The organism is Streptomyces sp. NPDC037389 (genome assembly GCF_040636475.1).
Classification (GTDB): Bacteria; Actinomycetota; Actinomycetes; order Streptomycetales; family Streptomycetaceae; genus Streptomyces; species Streptomyces hesseae.
The window spans coordinates 634,946-653,984 of record NZ_JBEZUS010000003.1 but is presented as its reverse complement, the minus strand read 5'-3'; the positions used below and the strand labels follow the sequence as shown (position 1 = coordinate 653,984).

1 protein-coding gene (only partly in view) is annotated in these 19,039 nt (G+C 72.1%); it reads left to right on the top strand.

The annotated features are described in order from the left end of the window. Positions 1–19,039 carry the 3' portion of an SDR family NAD(P)-dependent oxidoreductase gene (locus AB0E98_RS09585; protein WP_361700479.1) on the top strand. 12,266 nt of this gene lie to the left of the window's left edge, so 19,039 of the gene's 31,305 nt are visible here — the last part of the coding sequence; its start codon lies off the left edge, out of view; the stop codon is at positions 19,037–19,039.

Here is a 19,039-nt window from a genome sequence, read left to right as displayed (position 1 = left end):
CATCGGCGAGATCGCGGCCGCGCACGTCGCGGGTGTCTTCTCGCTGGCCGACGCCTGTCGGCTCGTCGCGGCCCGCGGCCGGCTGATGCAGGCCCTGCCGTCGGGCGGCGCCATGGTGGCCGTACGGGCCACCGAGGACGAGGTCAGGCCGCTGCTGACGGACGAGGTCGCCGTCGCGGCGGTCAACGGACCGTCGTCGGTGGTGATCTCCGGAGCCGCGCAGGCCGTCGAGACGGTCCGCGCCCGCCTTGAGGAGCAGGGCCGCAAGACCACCCCGCTCCGCGTCTCGCACGCTTTCCACTCGCCGCTCATGGAGCCGATGCTCGCGGACTTCCGCGCCGTCGCCGAGAGCCTGACGTACGGCACCCCGGCCATCCCCGTCGTGTCGAACCTGACCGGCGAACCCGCCACCGACGAGCAGCTCCGCTCCCCGGAGTACTGGGTGCGGCACGTCCGGGAGGCGGTCCGCTTCGCCGACGGCGTGCGGACGCTGTGGGCGGCGGGCGTGCGGTCGTTCCTGGAGCTCGGACCGGACGGCTCCCTGTCCGCCCTGGCGGCGGAGTCGATCGTGGAGCCGGCCGACGACGAGGCCGCTTTCGCCCCCGCACTGCGCAAGGGCCGGGACGAGGAGCGGGCGCTCCTCGACGCCGTCGCCCGCCTCTACGTTCTCGGCGCGGACACCGACTGGTCCGCGCTCTTCGCCGGTACCGGGGCACGTCGCGTCGACCTGCCGACGTACGCGTTCCAGCGCGAGCGGTTCTGGCCCACGGGCGTGCAGGCCCGCGCCGGCGACGTGCGCTTCGCGGGCCTGGGCGCGGCGGGACACCCGATGCTGGGCGCCGCCCTCGAACTCGCCGACGCCGACGGCTACCTGCTCACCGGCCGGCTGTCCGTGCAGTCGCAGCCGTGGCTCGCGGACCACGTCGTCCAGGGCGCGGTACTCGTCCCCGGCACCGGCCTGCTCGAACTGGCCATCCGGGCCGGTGACGAGGTCGGCTGCGACCTCGTCGAGGAACTCACGCTCACCGCGCCCCTGCTGCTGCCCGATCAGGGCGGGGCGGTACAGATCCAGGTGCGCGTCGGCGCACAGGACGCGACGGGGCGCCGCAGCCTCGGCGTCCACTCCCGGCCGGAGGGCAGGGCGCTCGACCCCTGGACCCAGCACGCCACCGGCGTGCTCGCCCCGGGAGCCGTGACCCCCGAAACCGACACCGACACGTCGGCCGCCTGGCCCCCGCCGGGCGCCGAGCCGCTGCCCGTCGAGGGCGCGTACGAGACGTTCGCGGAGTACGGCTACGCGTACGGTCCGGTGTTCCAGGGGCTGCGGGCCGCGTGGCGGGTGGGCGATGAGTTGTTCGCCGAGGTGGCGTTGCCGGAAGGCGTCGATGGTGGGGCGTTCGGTCTGCACCCGGCGCTGCTGGACGCGGCCATGCACGTCGCGATCCTCGCCGCTGACGGCGAGGGCGGGACGATGATCCCCTTCGCGTGGACCGATGTGGCGCTGCACGCTGTGGGCGCCTCGGCGGTCCGGGTGCGCCTGTCCCGCGAGGGCGACGGCGCGCTGTCGCTGACGGTCTCCGACGTGACGGGCCGACCGGTGCTCACGGTGGGCTCCGTGGCGGGCCGACCGGTCTCGGCGGAGCAGTTGGACGCCGGAGGACGTACGGGCCGGCCGCTGTACGGGATCGAGTGGTCCGGTGCGGTGGTGGCGGACGGTGCCACGGTGTCGTGGGCGTCGTGGGACGAGGCCATGGACGCGGAACCTGGCGCCGTGCCCGATGTGGTGGTGCTGGACTGCGGCACGACGGTGCCGGAGGGCGATGTGCCCGACGGTGTACGGACGGTGCTGCGCCGTGTGCTGGACGCAGCGCAGGCGTGGCTGTCCGATGAGCGTTTCGTGGGTTCGCGTCTTGCTGTGGTCACGCGGAACGCGGTGGCTGTGGCTGATGGTGTGGTGTTGGATGTGGTGCAGGCTCCGGTGTGGGGTCTGGTGCGTTCGGCGCAGGCGGAGAACCCGGGGCGGTTCGTCCTGGTGGATGCCGATGGCGGGCTTGAGGAAGTGCCGATGGCGGCGCTGGCTTCGGGTGAGCCGGAGGTGGCGGTGCGTGGTGGCGAGGTGTTGGTGCCGCGCCTGGTGCGTCTGGTGCCTGCGCTTGAGGCAGCGGATGTCTCCCTCGATGTCGAGGGTGGGGTGCTGATTACCGGTGGTACGGGTGGTCTGGGTGCCGTCGTGGCCCGTTACCTGGTCGCCGAGCGCGGTGTCCGGTACCTGACGCTGACGAGCCGTCGGGGCCTGGAGGCCCCGGGTGCGTCGGAGCTCGTAGCGGAGCTGACTGCTATGGGTGCTGACGTAAGCGTCGTCGCCTGTGATGTGTCCGATCGTGCGGCGCTGGCCGCTGTGGTGGACGGAATCACCACCGACCGGCCGCTCACCGCTGTGATCCACGCTGCCGGAATCGGCGACAACGGCCTCGTCGGAGCGCTCACCCCCGAGCGCGTCGACAGCGTGCTCGCGCCAAAGGCCGATGCCGCCTGGTGGCTGCACGAGCTGACCCGTGAGATGGACCTGACGGCCTTCGTCACCTTCTCCTCGGCCGGCGGGCTCGTCCTCGCCGCAGGGCAGGGCAACTACGCGGCCGCGAACGTCTTCCTCGACGCCCTGGCGCAGCAGCGCCACGCCGAGGGGCTGCCCGCGACGTCGATGGCCTTCGGGCTGTGGGACGTGGGCGCCGGGCTCGGTCAGTTCCTGAGCGACATCGACCGCAAGCGCATGGCCACCCAGGGCGTGCCCGTGCTGTCGCACGAGGCCGGTCTGGAGCTGTTCGCGGCCGGACTGAGGTCGCCGCGGCCCACGGTCGTCCCCATCCACGTCGACGCCGCCGCCCTGCGCACCCGTACCGACGAGATCCCCGCCCTGCTGCGCGGCCTCGCCCCCGGGGTCCGGCGTGCCACGGCCGCCGACGCGACCACCGTCACGGCAACCGGCCTGCGGGCACGCCTGGCCGGACTCACCGACGGCGAGCGAAACCGTGCGGTGCTTCAGATCGTGCGCGGTCAGGTCGCGGCCGTCCTCGGACATGGGTCGGCTGAGGCGATCGGGCCGGACCGGGCGTTCCAGGAGCTCGGTTTCGACTCCCTGGCTGCGACCGAGCTGCGCAACCAGCTCAACCGCATCACCGGTCTCCGACTCCCCGCCACCCTCGTCTTCGACCACCCCAACTCCCGCGCCGTCACCGACCACATCCTCACCCTGGTCGCCGACCAGGTGGGGACGACGACCGGTGAGGTGACCTTGGCGGGCGGCGCGGCCCGGGGCGACGGCCGACGTCCCCTGGACGACGAACCGATCGCCATCGTCGGCATGGCCTGCCGTTACCCCGGTGGCGTCGCGTCCCCCGAGGACCTGTGGCGGCTGGTCGTCGACGGCGTCGACACCGTCTCCGACCTGCCCGTGGACCGCGGCTGGAACGTCGAGGACCTCTACGACCCCGAGCCGGGCAAGGAGGGCAGGAGCTACACGCGCCGCGGCAGCTTCCTCCACGACGCGGCCGACTTCGACCCCGGGTTCTTCGGCATCTCGCCCCGCGAGGCCACCTACATGGACCCGCAGCAGCGACTCCTCCTCGAGGTCTCCTGGGAGGCGATGGAACGCGCCGGCATCGACCCGGCCACGCTCAAGGGCAGCAGGACCGGTGTGTTCGCCGGTGTCATGTACCACGATTACGCCCTGAACGTGTCGCCCTCGGGCACCAGCGGAGGCAGCGTCGTATCCGGCCGCGTGTCCTACACCTACGGGTTCGAGGGCCCGGCGGTGACGGTGGACACGGCGTGCTCGTCGTCGCTGGTCGCGCTGCACCTGGCGGTGCAGGCGCTGCGCTCGGGCGAGTGCTCGCTGGCGCTGGCCGGCGGTGCGACGGTGATGTCGACGCCGGGCATGTTCATCGAGTTCAGCCGTCAGCGCGGGCTCTCCGCCGACGGCCGCTGCAAAGCGTTCGCCGGTGCGGCCGACGGCGTCGGCTGGTCCGAGGGCGCGGGCGTCCTCCTCGTCGAGCGGCTCTCCGACGCCGTGCGCAACGGCCACGAGGTGCTCGCGGTGGTACGGGGCACGGCGGTGAACCAGGACGGGGCCAGCAACGGCTTCTCCGCCCCCAACGGCCCCTCGCAGCAGCGGGTGATCCGCCAGGCCCTGGAGAACTCCGGCCTCGCGCCCACCGACGTCGACGCGGTCGAGGCACACGGCACGGGCACCACTCTGGGTGACCCGATCGAGGCGCAGGCGCTGCTGGCCACGTACGGCCAGGACCGGCCGGAGGACCGGCCGCTGTGGCTGGGCTCGGTGAAGTCCAACATCGGTCACGCGCAGGCCGCCGCCGGTGTCGCGGGCGTCATGAAGATGGTCATGGCGATGCGGAACGGCCTGCTGCCGAAGACCTTGCACGTGGACGAGCCCTCGCCGCACGTCGACTGGTCGGCCGGTGCCGTGGCACTGCTGACCGAGCCGACCGCGTGGCCCGAGACCGGACACCCGCGGCGCGCGAGCGTCTCGGCCTTCGGCATCAGCGGCACGAACGCGCATGTGGTCCTGGAACAGGGACCGCGGCCGGAGACCCCCGAACCGGACGGCGACTCCGCCGGCACCGTGCCGTGGCTGGTCCACGCCGCCACGCCGGAGGCGCTGCGGGACCAGGCCGACCGACTCCGGTCGTTCGTCGCCGCCCGCCCGGAGCTCACTCCCTTCGAGGTGGCGCACTCGCTGGCCACGACCAGGTCGGCCCTGGAGTGCCGTGCGGTCGTCGTCGGCACGGACCGCTCCGAGCTGCTCGACGGCCTGGAGGCCCTCGCACGCGGCGAGTCCGTACCCGCCGCCTTCACTGCCTCCGCGCGGAGCAACGACTCGACGGCCGTGCTGTTCTCGGGTCAGGGGTCGCAGCGGCTGGGGATGGGCCGGGAGTTGTACTCCCGATTCCCTGCGTTCGCGGATGCGTTTGACGCGGTGTGCGCGGGCCTGGACGAGCACTTGGAGCGTCCGCTTCGGGGCGTAGTCTGGGGCAGGGACGAGGAGCTGATCAACCAGACGGCGTATGCCCAGGCCGGTTTGTTCGCGGTCGAGGTGGCGTTGTTCCGGTTGGTGGAGTCGTGGGGTGTGCGGCCGGAGTATGTGGCCGGTCATTCGATCGGTGAGTTGGCGGCGGCGCATGTGGCCGGGGTCTTCTCGCTGGCGGATGCGTGTGCGCTGGTGGCGGCTCGTGGTCGCCTGATGCAGGGGTTGCCTGCGGGTGGTGCGATGGTGGCGGTCCGGGCGACGGAGGACGAGGTCCTGCCGCTGCTGACGGACGGCGTCTCGATCGCTGCCGTCAACGGCCCGTCGTCGGTCGTGGTCTCGGGCGAAGAAGAAGCCGTTCTGGAGATCGCTTCCCACTTCGAGTCCGAGGGTCGTAAGACGAGCCGTCTGCGTGTCTCGCACGCTTTCCACTCGCCGTTGATGGAGCCGATGCTGGCGGAGTTCCGGGAGGTCGTGGAGGGCCTGACCTTCGGTGTTCCCGCCATCCCGGTCGTCTCCAACCTCACCGGCGCGCTCGCGACGGCCGAGGAGATCGGGTCCGCCGAGTACTGGGTGCGGCACGTCCGCGAGGCGGTCCGCTTCTCCGACGGGATACGCACCCTTCAGACAGAGGGCGTGACCCGCTTCCTGGAGCTCGGCCCCGACGCCGTGCTCACCGGGATGGTCAAGGACACCCTCGGTGACACCACGGACGACGGCGCCCTGACGGTGTCCGCCCTCCGCAAGGGCAGGGACGACGTCGCGAACCTCGTGACCGCTCTCGGCCATCTGCACGTGCACGGCGCCGCCGTGGACTGGCACGCGTACTTCGCCGGCCGGACCACCCGCCGTCTCGACCTGCCCACCTACGCCTTCCAGCGCGAGCGGTACTGGGTGAACGCCACGACCGGCACGGGCGACCTGAGCGCCACCGGTGTGGACACGGTGACGCACCCGATGCTGGGCGCGGTCCTGCGGCTGCCCGACTCGGACGGCGTGGTCCTCACGGGCAGGCTGTCGGTGTCGTCGCACCCGTGGCTCGCCGATCACGCGGTGCGGGGCACGGTACTCGTGCCGGGCACCGGGCTGCTGGAGCTCGCCGTCCGGGCGGGTGACGAGGTCGGCTGCGACGTGCTGGAGGAGCTGACGCTCGCCGCGCCGATGGTGCTGCCCGAGCGCGGCGCGATACAGGTCCAGGTCGTCGTGGGCACGGACGAGGCCGGGCGTCGCCCGGTGGCCGTGTACTCGCGGCGGGAGGACGCGGGCGACCGCGCGTGGGTCCGCCACGCCTCCGGTTTCCTCACGGCTCATGCTCAGAATGCGGCGGCGTTCGACCTGGGCGCCTGGCCGCCGGCCGGTGCGGAACCGGTGCGGCTCGACGGCGCCTACGAGACGCTGCGCGAGCACGGCTACGGCTATGGCCCGGTGTTCCAGGGCCTGCGGGCCGCGTGGCGGGTGGGCGATGAGTTGTTCGCCGAGGTGGCGTTGCCGGAAGGCGTCGATGGTGGGTCGTTCGGTCTGCACCCGGCGTTGCTGGACGCGGCGATGCACGCCGCGATCCTCACCGGCGCGGGCGACGGCGAGACCAGGATTCCCTTCGCGTGGACCGATGTGGCGCTGCACGCTGTAGGCGCTTCGGCGGTCCGGGTGCGCCTGTCGCAGCTCGACGGCGGCGGGCTGGCGCTGGCTGTCGCCGATACGACCGGGCGACCGGTCCTGTCCGTGGGCTCGATGGTCGGCCGACCGGTGTCGGCCGAGCAGCTCGACGCGGGCGACGGCTCGGGCGAGTCGCTGTACGGGATCGAGTGGTCCGGTGCGGTGGTGGCGGGCGGTGCCATGGTGTCGTGGGCGTCGTGGGACGAGGCCGTGGACGCGGAACCCGGCGCTGTGCCCGATGTGGTGGTGCTGGACTGCGGCACGACGGTGCCGGAGGGCGACGTGCCCGACGGCGTACGGACCGTATTGCATCACGCACTGGACGCGATTCGGCGCTGGCTGTCCGACGAGCGTTTCGTAGGTTCGCGGTTGGCTGTGGTGACCCGCAACGCGGTGGCTGTGGCTGATGGTGTGGTGTTGGATGTGGTGCAGGCTCCGGTGTGGGGTCTGGTGCGTTCGGCGCAGGCGGAGAACCCGGGGCGGTTCGTCCTGGTGGATGCCGACGGTGAGCCGGGGGAGGCGCTGGTCGCGGCGCTGGCTTCGGGTGAGCCGGAGGTGGCGGTGCGTGGTGGCGAGGTGTTGGTGCCGCGCCTGGTGCGTGTGACCGCTCCGGCAGCGGATGTCTCCCTCGATGTCGAGGGTGGGGTGCTGATTACCGGTGGTACGGGTGGTCTGGGTGCCGTCGTGGCCCGGTATCTGGTCGCCGAGCGCGGTGTCCGGTACCTGACGCTGACCAGTCGTCGGGGCCTGGAGGCCCCGGGTGCGTCGGAGCTCGTAGCGGAGCTGACTGCTATGGGTGCGGACGTACGCGTCGTCGCCTGTGATGTGTCCGATCGTGCGGCGCTGGCCGCTGTGGTGGACGGAATCACCACCGACCGGCCGCTCACCGCTGTGATCCACGCTGCCGGAATCGGCGACAGCGCGCTGGTCGACGCCCTCACGGCCGAGCAGGTGCACTCCGTGCTCGCGCCGAAGGCGGACGCGGCCTGGTGGCTGCACGAGCTGACCCGTGAGATGGACCTGGCGGCGTTCGTACTGTTCTCGTCCGCAGGCGGCCTCGTGCTGACCGCCGGGCAGGGCAACTACGCGGCGGCCAACGTCTTCCTCGACGCCCTGGCGCAGCAGCGCCACGCCGAGGGGCTGCCGGCCACCGCGATGGCGTACGGCCTCTGGGAGGTCGGCGCCGGGCTCGGCCAGTACCTCAGTGACATCGACCGCAAGCGCATGGCCAACCAGGGCGTCCCGGCACTCTCGTACGAGGCCGGTCTGGAACTGTTCGCGGCCAGCCTGCGCTCCCAGCGGCCCACGGTCGTCCCCATCCACGTCGACACGGCCGCCCTGCGCACCCGCACCGACGAGATCCCCGCCCTCCTGCGTGGCTTCGCCCCCGCGGTACGCCGATCGGCTGCCGCCGGGGACGGCGTGGCAGCGGGCGAACCGGCCGGCTTCGAACAGCGGCTCGCGGGACTGTCGGCCAACGAGCGAAACCGTGCGGTGCTTCAGATCGTGCGTGGTCAGGTCGCGGCTGTTCTGGGGCATGGGTCGGCTGAGGCGATCGGGCCGGACCGGGCGTTCCAGGAGCTCGGTTTCGACTCCCTGGCTGCGACCGAGCTGCGGAACCAGCTCAATCGCATCACCGGTCTCCGCCTTCCCGCCACGCTCGTCTTCGACCACCCCAACTCTCGCGCCGTCACCGACCACATCGAGGCCCAGCTGGCCCCGATGACGGACGGACACGGCGCCGGCAGCGTCGAGGACGACATCCGTCAGGCGCTCCGGACGATCCCGACGAACCGGCTGCGCGACGCGGGCCTGATGGACAGCCTCCTCGAACTCGCGGAGGTACGAGGCCTGCCGGTCGGCCCGGATGCGGAGGAAGCCACCGGCATCAGCGTCGACGAAGCCGACGAATCCGACGGCGATGCGCTGCTGGCCGCCCGCAGGGAGACCGCCCGGCTCCGGAAGCACAACCGCGAGCTCTCCGCGGCCCGGCACGAGCCCATCGCCATCGTCGGCATGGCCTGCCGCTACCCGGGCGGTGTGACCAGCCCCGAGGACCTGTGGCGGCTGGTGACGTCCGGTGGTGACGCGATCTCCGCGTTCCCGGAGGACCGCGGCTGGGAGGGGTTCCAGGACGCGGGCCAGTACCCCCGCCTGGGCGGGTTCCTCGACGAGGTAGCAGGCTTCGACCCCGCGTTCTTCGGGATCTCCCCGCGCGAGGCCCTCGCCATGGATCCCCAGCAGCGGCTCACCCTGGAGCTGTCCTGGGAGGCCCTGGAGCGGGCGGGCATCGACCCGACCTCGCTCAAGGGCACCCGGACCGGTGTCTTCGCCGGTGTGATGTACCACGACTACCCGGGCAGCGACGGCAACGGCAGCGTGGTGTCCGGCCGGGTCTCCTACAAGCTCGGCCTGGAGGGGCCCGCCGTGTCCGTGGACACCGCGTGCTCGTCCTCCCTGGTCGCGCTGCACCTCGCCGTGCAGTCCCTGCGGCAGGGCGACTGCTCCCTCGCCGTGACCGGCGGTGTCACCGTGCTGTCGACTCCGGGCGTGTTCGCGGAGTTCGGCCGTCAGGGCGCGCTCGCGGCGGACGGCCGCTGCAAGTCCTTCGCCTCGGCCGCCGACGGCACGGGCTTCTCCGAAGGCGCCGGCTTCCTCGTCGTGGAACGGCTGTCGGACGCCCTCCGCAACGGCCACCCCGTGCTCGCCGTGGTCCGTGGCTCCGCCGTCAACCAGGACGGCGCGTCCAACGGCCTGACGGCGCCCAACGGCCCGTCCCAGCGCCGGGTCATCCGCCAGGCCCTCGCCAACGCCCGCCTCGCCGCCGACCAGATCGACGCGGTCGAGGCGCACGGCACGGGCACCACTCTGGGTGACCCGATCGAGGCGCAGGCGCTGCTGGCCACGTACGGTCAGGACCGGCCGGAGGACCAACCGCTGTGGCTGGGCTCGGTGAAGTCCAACATCGGGCACACGCAGGCCGCCGCCGGTGTCGCGGGCGTCATCAAGATGGTCATGGCGATGCGGCACGGCGTCCTGCCCTCCACCCTCCACGTGGACGAGCCGTCGTCCAACGTCGACTGGTCCGAGGGAAGCGTGCGCCTGCTGACGGATACCAGGGAATGGGGTACGACCGGCCGTCCGCGCCGGGCCGGTATCTCATCCTTCGGCATCAGCGGTACGAACGCACACGTCCTGGTCGAGCAAGCACCGCCGATGGAGGACGAGGGAGAGAGGGACGAGGCGCCGGTCGTGGTGCCGTGGCTGCTGTCCGCCCGTGACGAGAACGCGCTGCGGGCACAGGCCGAGCGCCTGCTGACCCTGCTGGATGCCGGGGCCGAGCACGGCCCGCTCGACGTGGCGTTCTCGCTCGCCACGACCAGGGCCGCCCTCGACCACCGCGCGGCGATCGTCGGCACGGAGTCGGACGAGCTCGTCGCCGGCCTGCGCGCCCTGGCGCGCGGCGAGGCGGCGAACGGCCCCCGGGCCGAGGGGCTGCTGGCCGTGCTGTTCTCGGGTCAGGGGTCGCAGCGGTTGGGCATGGGACGGGAGTTGTATGCCCGGTTCCCGGTGTTCGCCGAGGCGTTTGACGCGGTCTGCGCGGGCCTGGACGAGCACCTGGAGCGTCCGCTTCAGGATGTCGTCTGGGGCGAGGACGAGGAGCTGATCAATCAGACCGTCTACACCCAGGCCGGGCTGTTCGCGGTCGAGGTGGCGTTGTTCCGGTTGGTGGAGTCGTGGGGTGTTCGCGCGGAGTATGTGGCCGGTCATTCGATCGGTGAGTTGGCGGCGGCGCATGTGGCCGGGGTCTTCTCGCTGGCCGACGCCTGCCGGCTCGTCGCGGCTCGTGGTCGTTTGATGCAGGGGTTGCCTTCGGGTGGTGCGATGGTGGCGGTCCGGGCGACGGAGGACGAGGTCCTGCCGCTGCTGACGGACGGTGTTTCGATCGCGGCCGTCAATGGTCCGTCGTCGGTCGTGGTCTCGGGTGCGGAGGAGGCGGTCGTAAGGATCGCCGAGCACTTCGAGTCCGAGGGCCGGAAGACGAGCCGTCTGCGCGTCTCGCACGCTTTCCACTCGCCGTTGATGGAGCCGATGCTGGCGGAGTTCCGGGAGGTCGTGGAGGGCCTGACCTTCGGTGTTCCCGCCATCCCGGTCGTCTCCAACCTCACCGGCGCGCTCGCGACGGCCGAGGAGATCGGGTCCGCCGAGTACTGGGTGCGGCACGTCCGTGAGGCGGTGCGCTTCTCCGACGGGATACGCACCCTGGAGACGGAAGGTGTGACCCGTTTCCTGGAGCTCGGCCCCGACGGCGTCCTGACCGCCATGGCCGAGACCTCACTCACCGGCGAAGCCGGCTTGATTCCCGCTCTGCGCAGGAACCAGGCCGAGGAAACCGCTGTCGTGGATGCGCTGTCCCGGCTGCACACTTCCGGTGAGCAGGTGGACTGGGCGGCGTTCTTCACCGGTACCGGTGCCCGTCGCATCGACCTTCCCACCTATGCCTTCCAGCACCAGCGCTTCTGGCCGGCGGTGATGACGCCCCTCGGCATCTCGTCCGAGGCGGGACACCCGCTGCTGGGTGCGGCGGTGGAGCTGGCGGGCTCCGACGGCTTCCTCTTCACGGGACGCCTGTCGCTCCAGACCCATGCTTGGCTGGCCGATCACGCCGTCCTGGGTTCGGTGCTGGTGCCGGGTACGGCGCTGGTGGAGCTGGCGCTGCGGGCCGGCGACGAGGCGGGTTGCGGCCTGCTGGAGGAGCTGACGCTCGCCGCGCCGCTCGTCCTGCCCGGGCAGGGCGGCGTCCAGGTGCAGGTCCGGGTGGGCGAGCCCGACGAGTCGGGCCGCCGCGCCGTGACCGTCCACTCGCGACCCGACGACGGTCAGGACCAGCCGTGGACCCTCCACGCGCAGGGCACACTGGCCGACGGTGTCGGCTCCGCCGCTGCCTTCGACGCGACGGTATGGCCGCCGGAAGGCGCCCAGGCCATCGATGTGGCAGGCGGCTACGAGCGGTTCGCGGAGGCCGGTTTCGCATATGGTCCGGTGTTCCAGGGTCTGCGGGCGGCGTGGAAGCTCGGCGATGACGTGTTCGCCGAGGTGGCGCTGCCCGACGACGTCGACGGTGGGGCGTTCGGCCTCCACCCGGCGCTCTTCGACGCGAGCCTGCACGCCGCTGCCTTCAGTGGCGGCGAGGGTGAAGGCCAGGGCGGAGTTCCGTTCTCGTGGACGGGTGTCTCGCTCCACGCCATGGGCGCTTCCGCCGTCCGGGTCCGTATCCGTACGGCCGCCGACGGTGGTGGAATGTCGATCGCGATCGCTGACGCGGCGGGTGCGCCCGTCGCTTCCGTCGACTCGCTAGTGGTCCGGCCGATCGCGGCCGACCAGCTCAGCACAGTGGACCGGGACTCGCTGTTCCGGCTCGCCTGGACCCCGGTCCAGGCCACGGACGGCGAAGACGTGCCGTACGTGGATCTCGAGTCGCTGACCGAGACGGATGTCGTACCTGCGGCAGTTGTGGTCGAGGTCGGCGGAGAGGCCGACGTCGTGGGGTCGACGCACGAGCTCACCGCTCGTGTCCTGGGTCTGCTTCAGTCGTGGCTGGTGGAGGAGCGGTTCGAGGAGTCGCGTCTGACGTTCGTCACGCGCGGTGCCGCCACGGGCCGTGATCTGGCCGGTGCGGCGGTGTGGGGAATGGTTCGTTCGGCGCAGTCGGAGAACCCGGGCCGCTTCGGCCTGGTGGACCTCGACGGCGACGACACCTCCGTCCTGTCCCGGGCGCTGGCCGTGGACGAGCCGCAGCTGCTGGCCCGGGACGGTGAGTTCCTGGCTCCCCGGCTGGCACGTGTGGAGAAGCAGCCGACGGCGGAGGTCTCCTGGCGCTCCGACGGTACGGTCCTGGTCACGGGTGGTACGGGCGGTCTGGGCCGTATCGTCGCCCGGCACCTGGCCTCCCACCACGGCGTACGCGACCTCCTTCTGGTCAGCCGCAGCGGTCCCGCCGCCGAGGGCGCCCAGGAACTGGTCGCCGAGCTGATCGCCGAGGGCGTCGATGTGGCCGTGGAAGCGTGCGACGTAGCTGACCCGGCCGCCGTGGCCGGGCTCGTCTCGCGGCACCGCATCACGGCCGTGGTGCACACCGCCGGCGTACTGGACGACGGAACGATCGCCTCCCTCACCCCGGATCGCATTTCCACCGTCCTGCGGCCGAAGGTCGACGCTGTCTGGAACCTCCACGAGGCCACCGAGCACCTCGACCTCGACACCTTCGTCACCTTCTCCTCCGTCGCCGGTACCTTCGGCAGCCCCGGCCAGGCGAACTACGCGGCAGGCAACGCCTTCCTCGACGCACTCGCGCTGAAGCAGCGCGCCGAGGGCAGGGGAACGACGGCCCTGTCGCTCGCCTGGGGACCGTGGACGCAGGACAGCGGTATGACCGGCGCGCTGAGCGAGGCCGAGGCCGAGCGGATGACGCGTGCGGGCATGCCGCCGCTGTCGCCCGAGCAGGGACTGGCGCTGTTCGACGCGGCGCTGGCCGGCGCCGCCGCCGGCGGTGAGGCGGCGGTGCTGCCCGTCCGCCTCGACCTGCCGGCGCTCCGGAACCAGGGCGAAGTCCCGCCGCTGCTGCGCGGACTGATCCGTACGCGGGCCACGCGCCGCGCGGGCGCGGCCGCGGCCTCCGGGCTGGTCCAGCGCCTGGGCGGGCTGCCCGCGCCGGAGCGGCACGAGGCTCTGCTCGACGTCGTGCGCGGGCAGATCGCCACGGTCCTGGGCCACGCCGGCTCCGCCGAAGTGGACCCGACGCGGGCCTTCCAGGACCTCGGCTTCGACTCCCTGACGGCCGTCGAACTCCGCAACCGGCTGGGTTCGGTGACCGGTCTCCGGCTGCCGGCGACGGTGGTGTTCGACTACCCGACAGCAGGGGCCCTGGTGGGCTTCCTGCTGGAGGAGCTGTTCGGCGGGGACACCGAGGCCGAGGCTGTCGTTCCGGTGCGGGTGCTGCCGCCGGTCGCGGACGACCCGGTGGTGATCGTCGGGATGAGCTGCCGGTTCCCGGGCGGCGTCTCGTCGCCCGAGGACCTGTGGCGGCTGGTGTCGGACGGCGTGGACGCGGTCTCCGGCTTCCCGGCCGACCGCGGCTGGGACCTCGACGCGCTCTACAACCCCGACCCCGACCACATGGGGACCGTCTACACCCGTGAGGGCGGCTTCCTGCGGGAGGCGGCGGAGTTCGATCCCGCGTTCTTCGGCATGAGCCCCCGTGAGGCCCTGGCGACGGACTCGCAGCAGCGGCTGCTGCTGGAGGCGACGTGGGAGGCGATCGAAAGGGCCGGCGTCGACCCGGTGTCGCTCCGCGGCAGCCAGACGGGCGTCTTCGCCGGCGTGATGTACAACGACTACGCCAACCTTCTCGCCGGGCCCGAGTTCGAGGGATACCAGGGCAGCGGGAGCGCGGGCAGTGTGGCGTCGGGCCGGGTGTCGTACACCTTCGGCTTCGAGGGCCCGGCGGTGACGGTGGACACGGCGTGCTCGTCGTCGCTGGTCGCGCTGCATCTGGCGGCTCAGGCGCTGCGTTCGGGTGAGTGCTCGCTGGCGCTGGCCGGTGGTGTGACGGTGATGTCGACCCCGACCACGTACATCGAGTTCTCGCGTCAGCGCGGACTCTCCCCGGACGGCCGGAGCAAGGCGTTCGCGGACGCGGCCGACGGTGTCGGCTGGGGCGAGGGTGTGGGCATGCTGGTCCTGGAGCGCATGTCGGACGCCCGTCGCAACGGCCACCGCGTACTCGCCGTGGTCCGGGGCTCGGCGGTCAACCAGGACGGCGCGTCCAACGGTCTGACGGCCCCGAACGGCCCGTCGCAGCAGCGGGTGATCCGCCAGGCGCTCGCCAGCGGCGGGCTGTCCACCGCGGACGTCGACGCGGTCGAGGCGCACGGCACGGGCACCACTCTGGGTGACCCGATCGAGGCGCAGGCGCTGCTGGCTACATACGGCCAGGGGCGGTCGGAGGACCGGCCGTTGCTGCTCGGCTCGGTCAAGTCGAACCTCGGCCACACGCAGGCGGCGGCCGGTGTCGCGGGTGTCATCAAGATGGTCATGGCGATGCGACACGGAGTCCTTCCGCAGACGCTGCACGTCGACCGGCCGTCGTCGCACGTGGACTGGTCCGCGGGCGCCGTGGAACTGCTGACGGAGCAGACGGCCTGGCCTGAGGGTGAAGGACCGCGCAGGGCGGGTGTGTCGTCGTTCGGCATCAGCGGGACGAACGCGCACGTGATCCTGGAGCAGGCCGAGCCGGAGCCGGAGCTTGTGGAAGCCCCGGAGTCGGGCGCGGTCGTGCCCTGGGTGCTGTCCGGCAAGACCGAGGCCGCTCTGCGGGAACAGGCCGTGCGCCTGCTGACGCACGTCGGCGGCCGTCGGCCCACGGATATCGGTTTCTCGCTGGTGTCGAGCCGGTCGAGCTTCGCGCATCGTGCGGTGGTACTGGCCGCCGACGCGGAGTCGCTGACGGGGGCGCTCGCCGCGCTGGCGTCGGGCGAGCCCGCAGCCGGCGTGGTCGAGGGTTCGGTGGGCTCTGGTAGGACGGCGGTGCTGTTCTCGGGTCAGGGGTCGCAGCGGCTGGGGATGGGTGGGGAGTTGTACTCCCGGTTCCCGGTGTTCGCCGAGGCGTTCGACGTGGTGTGTGCGGGGCTGGACGAGTATCTGGAGCGTTCGCTGCGGGGTGTCGTCTGGGGTGAGGACGAGGAGCTGATCAATCAGACCGTCTACACCCAGGCCGGGCTGTTCGCGGTCGAGGTGGCGTTGTTCCGGTTGGTGGAGTCGTGGGGTGTGCGGCCGGAGTATGTGGCCGGTCATTCGATCGGCGAGGTCGCGGCGGCACACGTTGCCGGCGTCCTCTCACTGGCCGATGCCTGCCGGCTCGTCGCCGCTCGTGGCCGCCTGATGCAGGCCCTGCCCTCGGGCGGGGCGATGGTCGCCGTCCGGGCGACGGAGGACGAGGTCCTGCCGTTGCTGACGGACGGTGTCTCGATCGCGGCCGTCAATGGCCCGTCGTCGGTCGTGGTCTCGGGTGCGGAAGAAGCCGTTCTGGCTATCGCTTCCCGCTTCGAGTCCGAGGGTCGTAAGACGAGCCGTCTGCGTGTCTCGCACGCTTTCCACTCGCCGTTGATGGAGCCGATGCTGGCGGAGTTCCGGGAGGCTCTGGAGGGCATTTCCTTCGGAACCCCGGCCGTCCCGGTCGTCTCCAACCTCACCGGTGACCTCGCCAAGCCCGAGGAACTGGCCTCCGTCGACTACTGGGTGCGGCACGTCCGTGAGGCGGTCCGCTTCTCCGACGGGATGCGCACCCTTCAGACCGAGGGTGTGACCCGCTTCCTGGAGCTCGGCCCCGACGGCGTCCTGACCGCCATGGCCGAGGAGTCGCTGACCGAACCGGCCACCCTCGTCCCCGCGCTCCGCAGGAACCGGGGCGAGGAGACGGCGATCGTCGGCGCACTCGCCGAACTGCACGTCCACGGTGCGAAGGTGGACTGGACAGCGTTCTTCGCGGGTACGGGCGTGCGCCGCGTGGACCTGCCGACGTACGCGTTCCAGCACCAGCGGTTCTGGCCCACGGGCACGGCCGTACGCGCCGGGGACGTCCGGTTCGCGGGCCTCGGCTCCGCCGAGCACCCGCTGCTGGGTGCGGCGGTGGAACTGGTCAACACCGATGGCTTCCTCTTCACGGGCAGGCTGTCCGTCCAGTCCCACCCCTGGCTCGGCGACCACGTGGTGCTGGGGTCGGTGCTGGTGCCGGGTACGGCGCTGGTGGAGCTGGCGCTGCGGGCCGGTGACGAGGCGGGTTGCGGCCTGCTGGAGGAGCTGACGCTGGCCGCGCCGCTCGTCCTGCCCGGGCAGGGCAGCGTCCAGGTGCAGGTCTGGGTCGGCGAGCCCGACGAGGCGGGCCGCCGCGCCGTGACGATCCACTCCCGTACGGGAGAGGAACCGTGGACGCTGCACGCCAGCGGATACCTCGCTACGGGCGACGCGCAGGCGCAGGAATTCGCTGCCTCGGCATGGCCGCCGGCCGGAGCGGAAGCGGTGGATGTCGTGGGCGCCTACGAGCGGTTCGCGGACGCCGGCTTCGCGTACGGTCCGGTGTTCCAGGGCCTGCGGGCGGCGTGGAAGCTGGGTGACGACGTGTTCGCCGATGTGGTGCTGCCGGAGGGCACTGATGGTGGGGCGTTCGGCCTGCACCCGGCGCTGTTCGACGCGAGCCTGCACGCTGCCGCGTTCAGCGGTGGCGAGGGTGAGGGTCAGGGCGGTGTGCCGTTCTCGTGGACTGGTGTTTCGCTCCACGCCACGGGCGCTTCCGCTGTCCGGGTCCGTATCCGTACGGCCGCCGGTGGCGGCGGGATTTCGATCGCGATCGCCGATACGACGGGTGCGCCCGTCGCCTCCGTCGACTCGCTCGTGGTCCGGCCGATCTCGACCGACCAGCTCAACACCGCCGACCGCGACTCCCTCTTCGCGCTCGACTGGACTCCGGTCCAGGCCGCCACGGACGCCGAAGCCGTCTCGTACGTGGATCTCGACTCGCTGACCGAGGCGGATGCTGTTCCCGCATCAGTTGTGGTCGAGGTCGGCGGAGAGGCTGATGTGGTGGCTTCGACGCACGAGCTCACCGCTCGTGTTCTGGGTCTGCTTCAGTCGTGGCTGGTGGAGGAGCGGTTCGAGGAGTCGCGTCTGACGTTCGTCACGCGAGGTGCCGCCACGGGCCGTGATCTGGCCGGTGCGGCGGTGTGGGGAATGGTTCGTTCGGCGCAGTCGGAGAACCCGGGTCGCTTCGGCCTGGTGGACCTCGACGGCGACGGCGACACCACCGCGTCCGTCCTGCCGCAGGCACTCGCCCTGGACGAGCCGCAGTTGCTGCTCCGTGACGGCGAGTTCCTCGCCGCCCGACTCGCCCGCGTGACTGCCGAGCCGACGGCTGAGGTCTCCTGGCGCTCCGACGGTACGGTCCTGGTCACGGGTGGTACGGGCGGTCTGGGCCGTATCGTCGCCCGGCATCTGGCCACCCACCACGGGGTACGCAATCTCCTTCTGGTCAGCCGCAGCGGTCCCGCCGCCGAGGGCGCCCAGGAGCTGGTGGCGGAGCTGGCCGTCCACGGCGTCGAGGCGCTCGTGGAAGCGTGCGACGTGACCGACCACGCCGCCGTGGCCGGGCTCGTCTCCCGGCACCGCATCACGGCCGTGGTGCACACCGCCGGCGTACTGGACGACGGAATCATCGCCTCCCTCACCCCGGATCGCATTTCCACCGTCCTCCGGCCGAAGGTCGACGCTGTCTGGAACCTCCACGAGGCCACCAAGCACCTCGACCTCGACGCCTTCGCCGTCTTCTCCTCCGCCGCGGGCACCTTCGGTACCCCCGGCCAGGCGAACTACGCGGCAGGCAACGCGTTCCTCGACGCCCTGGCCCGGCACCGCCGGGCCGAGGGACTCGTCGGCGCGTCGCTCGCCTGGGGCCCGTGGGCCCAGGACAGCGGCATGACGGGCACGTTGACCGAGGCGGACGTCCAGCGGATCGCCCGTACGGGCATGCCGGAGCTCTCCGCGGAGGAGGGCGTGGCGCTGTTCGACAGGGCGTTGTCCCTGGCGGACGAGCCCGTGACGCTTCCGGTGCGGCTGGACCTCGCGGCGCTGCGTGCGCGGGGCGAGGTGCCGCCGTTGCTGCGCGGCCTGATCCGGACGCCGGGCCGCCGGACGGCCTCCGCAGGGGCCGGTGGCGGCGCTGCCGCCGCCGATCTCGCCCAGCGGCTGTCCGGGCTGTCGGCGGCGGAGGGGCGTGAGGTCCTGCTGGACGCCGTCCGGGGGCAGATCGCCGTGGTCCTCGGGCACGCCGGTGGCGGGGAAGTGGACCCGGCCAAGGCGTTCCGGGACCTCGGCTTCGACTCCCTCACCGCCGTCGAGCTGCGGAACCGGCTCAGCGCGCTCACGGGCGTCCGGCTGCCGGCGACGCTGCTCTTCGACTACCCGACGGCCGGAGAGCTCGTGGACCACCTGTACGCCAAGGTGGCCCCGGCGAGTTCGCCCTCCGGTCCGGAGGCGGTCCTGGGCGAGCTCGACAAGCTCGAGAAGGCCTTCCTCGGCCTGGAGGTCAGCGAGGAGGTGTTCGAGCGGATCGCCGGCCGTCTGGAGGTGATCAGGTCCAAGTGGGGCGCCCTGCGCGACGGCGGCAAGGTGGCCGGCGCCGGCGCCGCGACCGGCTCCGAGGAGGACGCGGAGTTCGACTTCGACTCCGCCTCCGACGAGGACGTCTTCGACCTCCTCGACAACGAGCTCGGCCTCTCCGACGAGATCTGA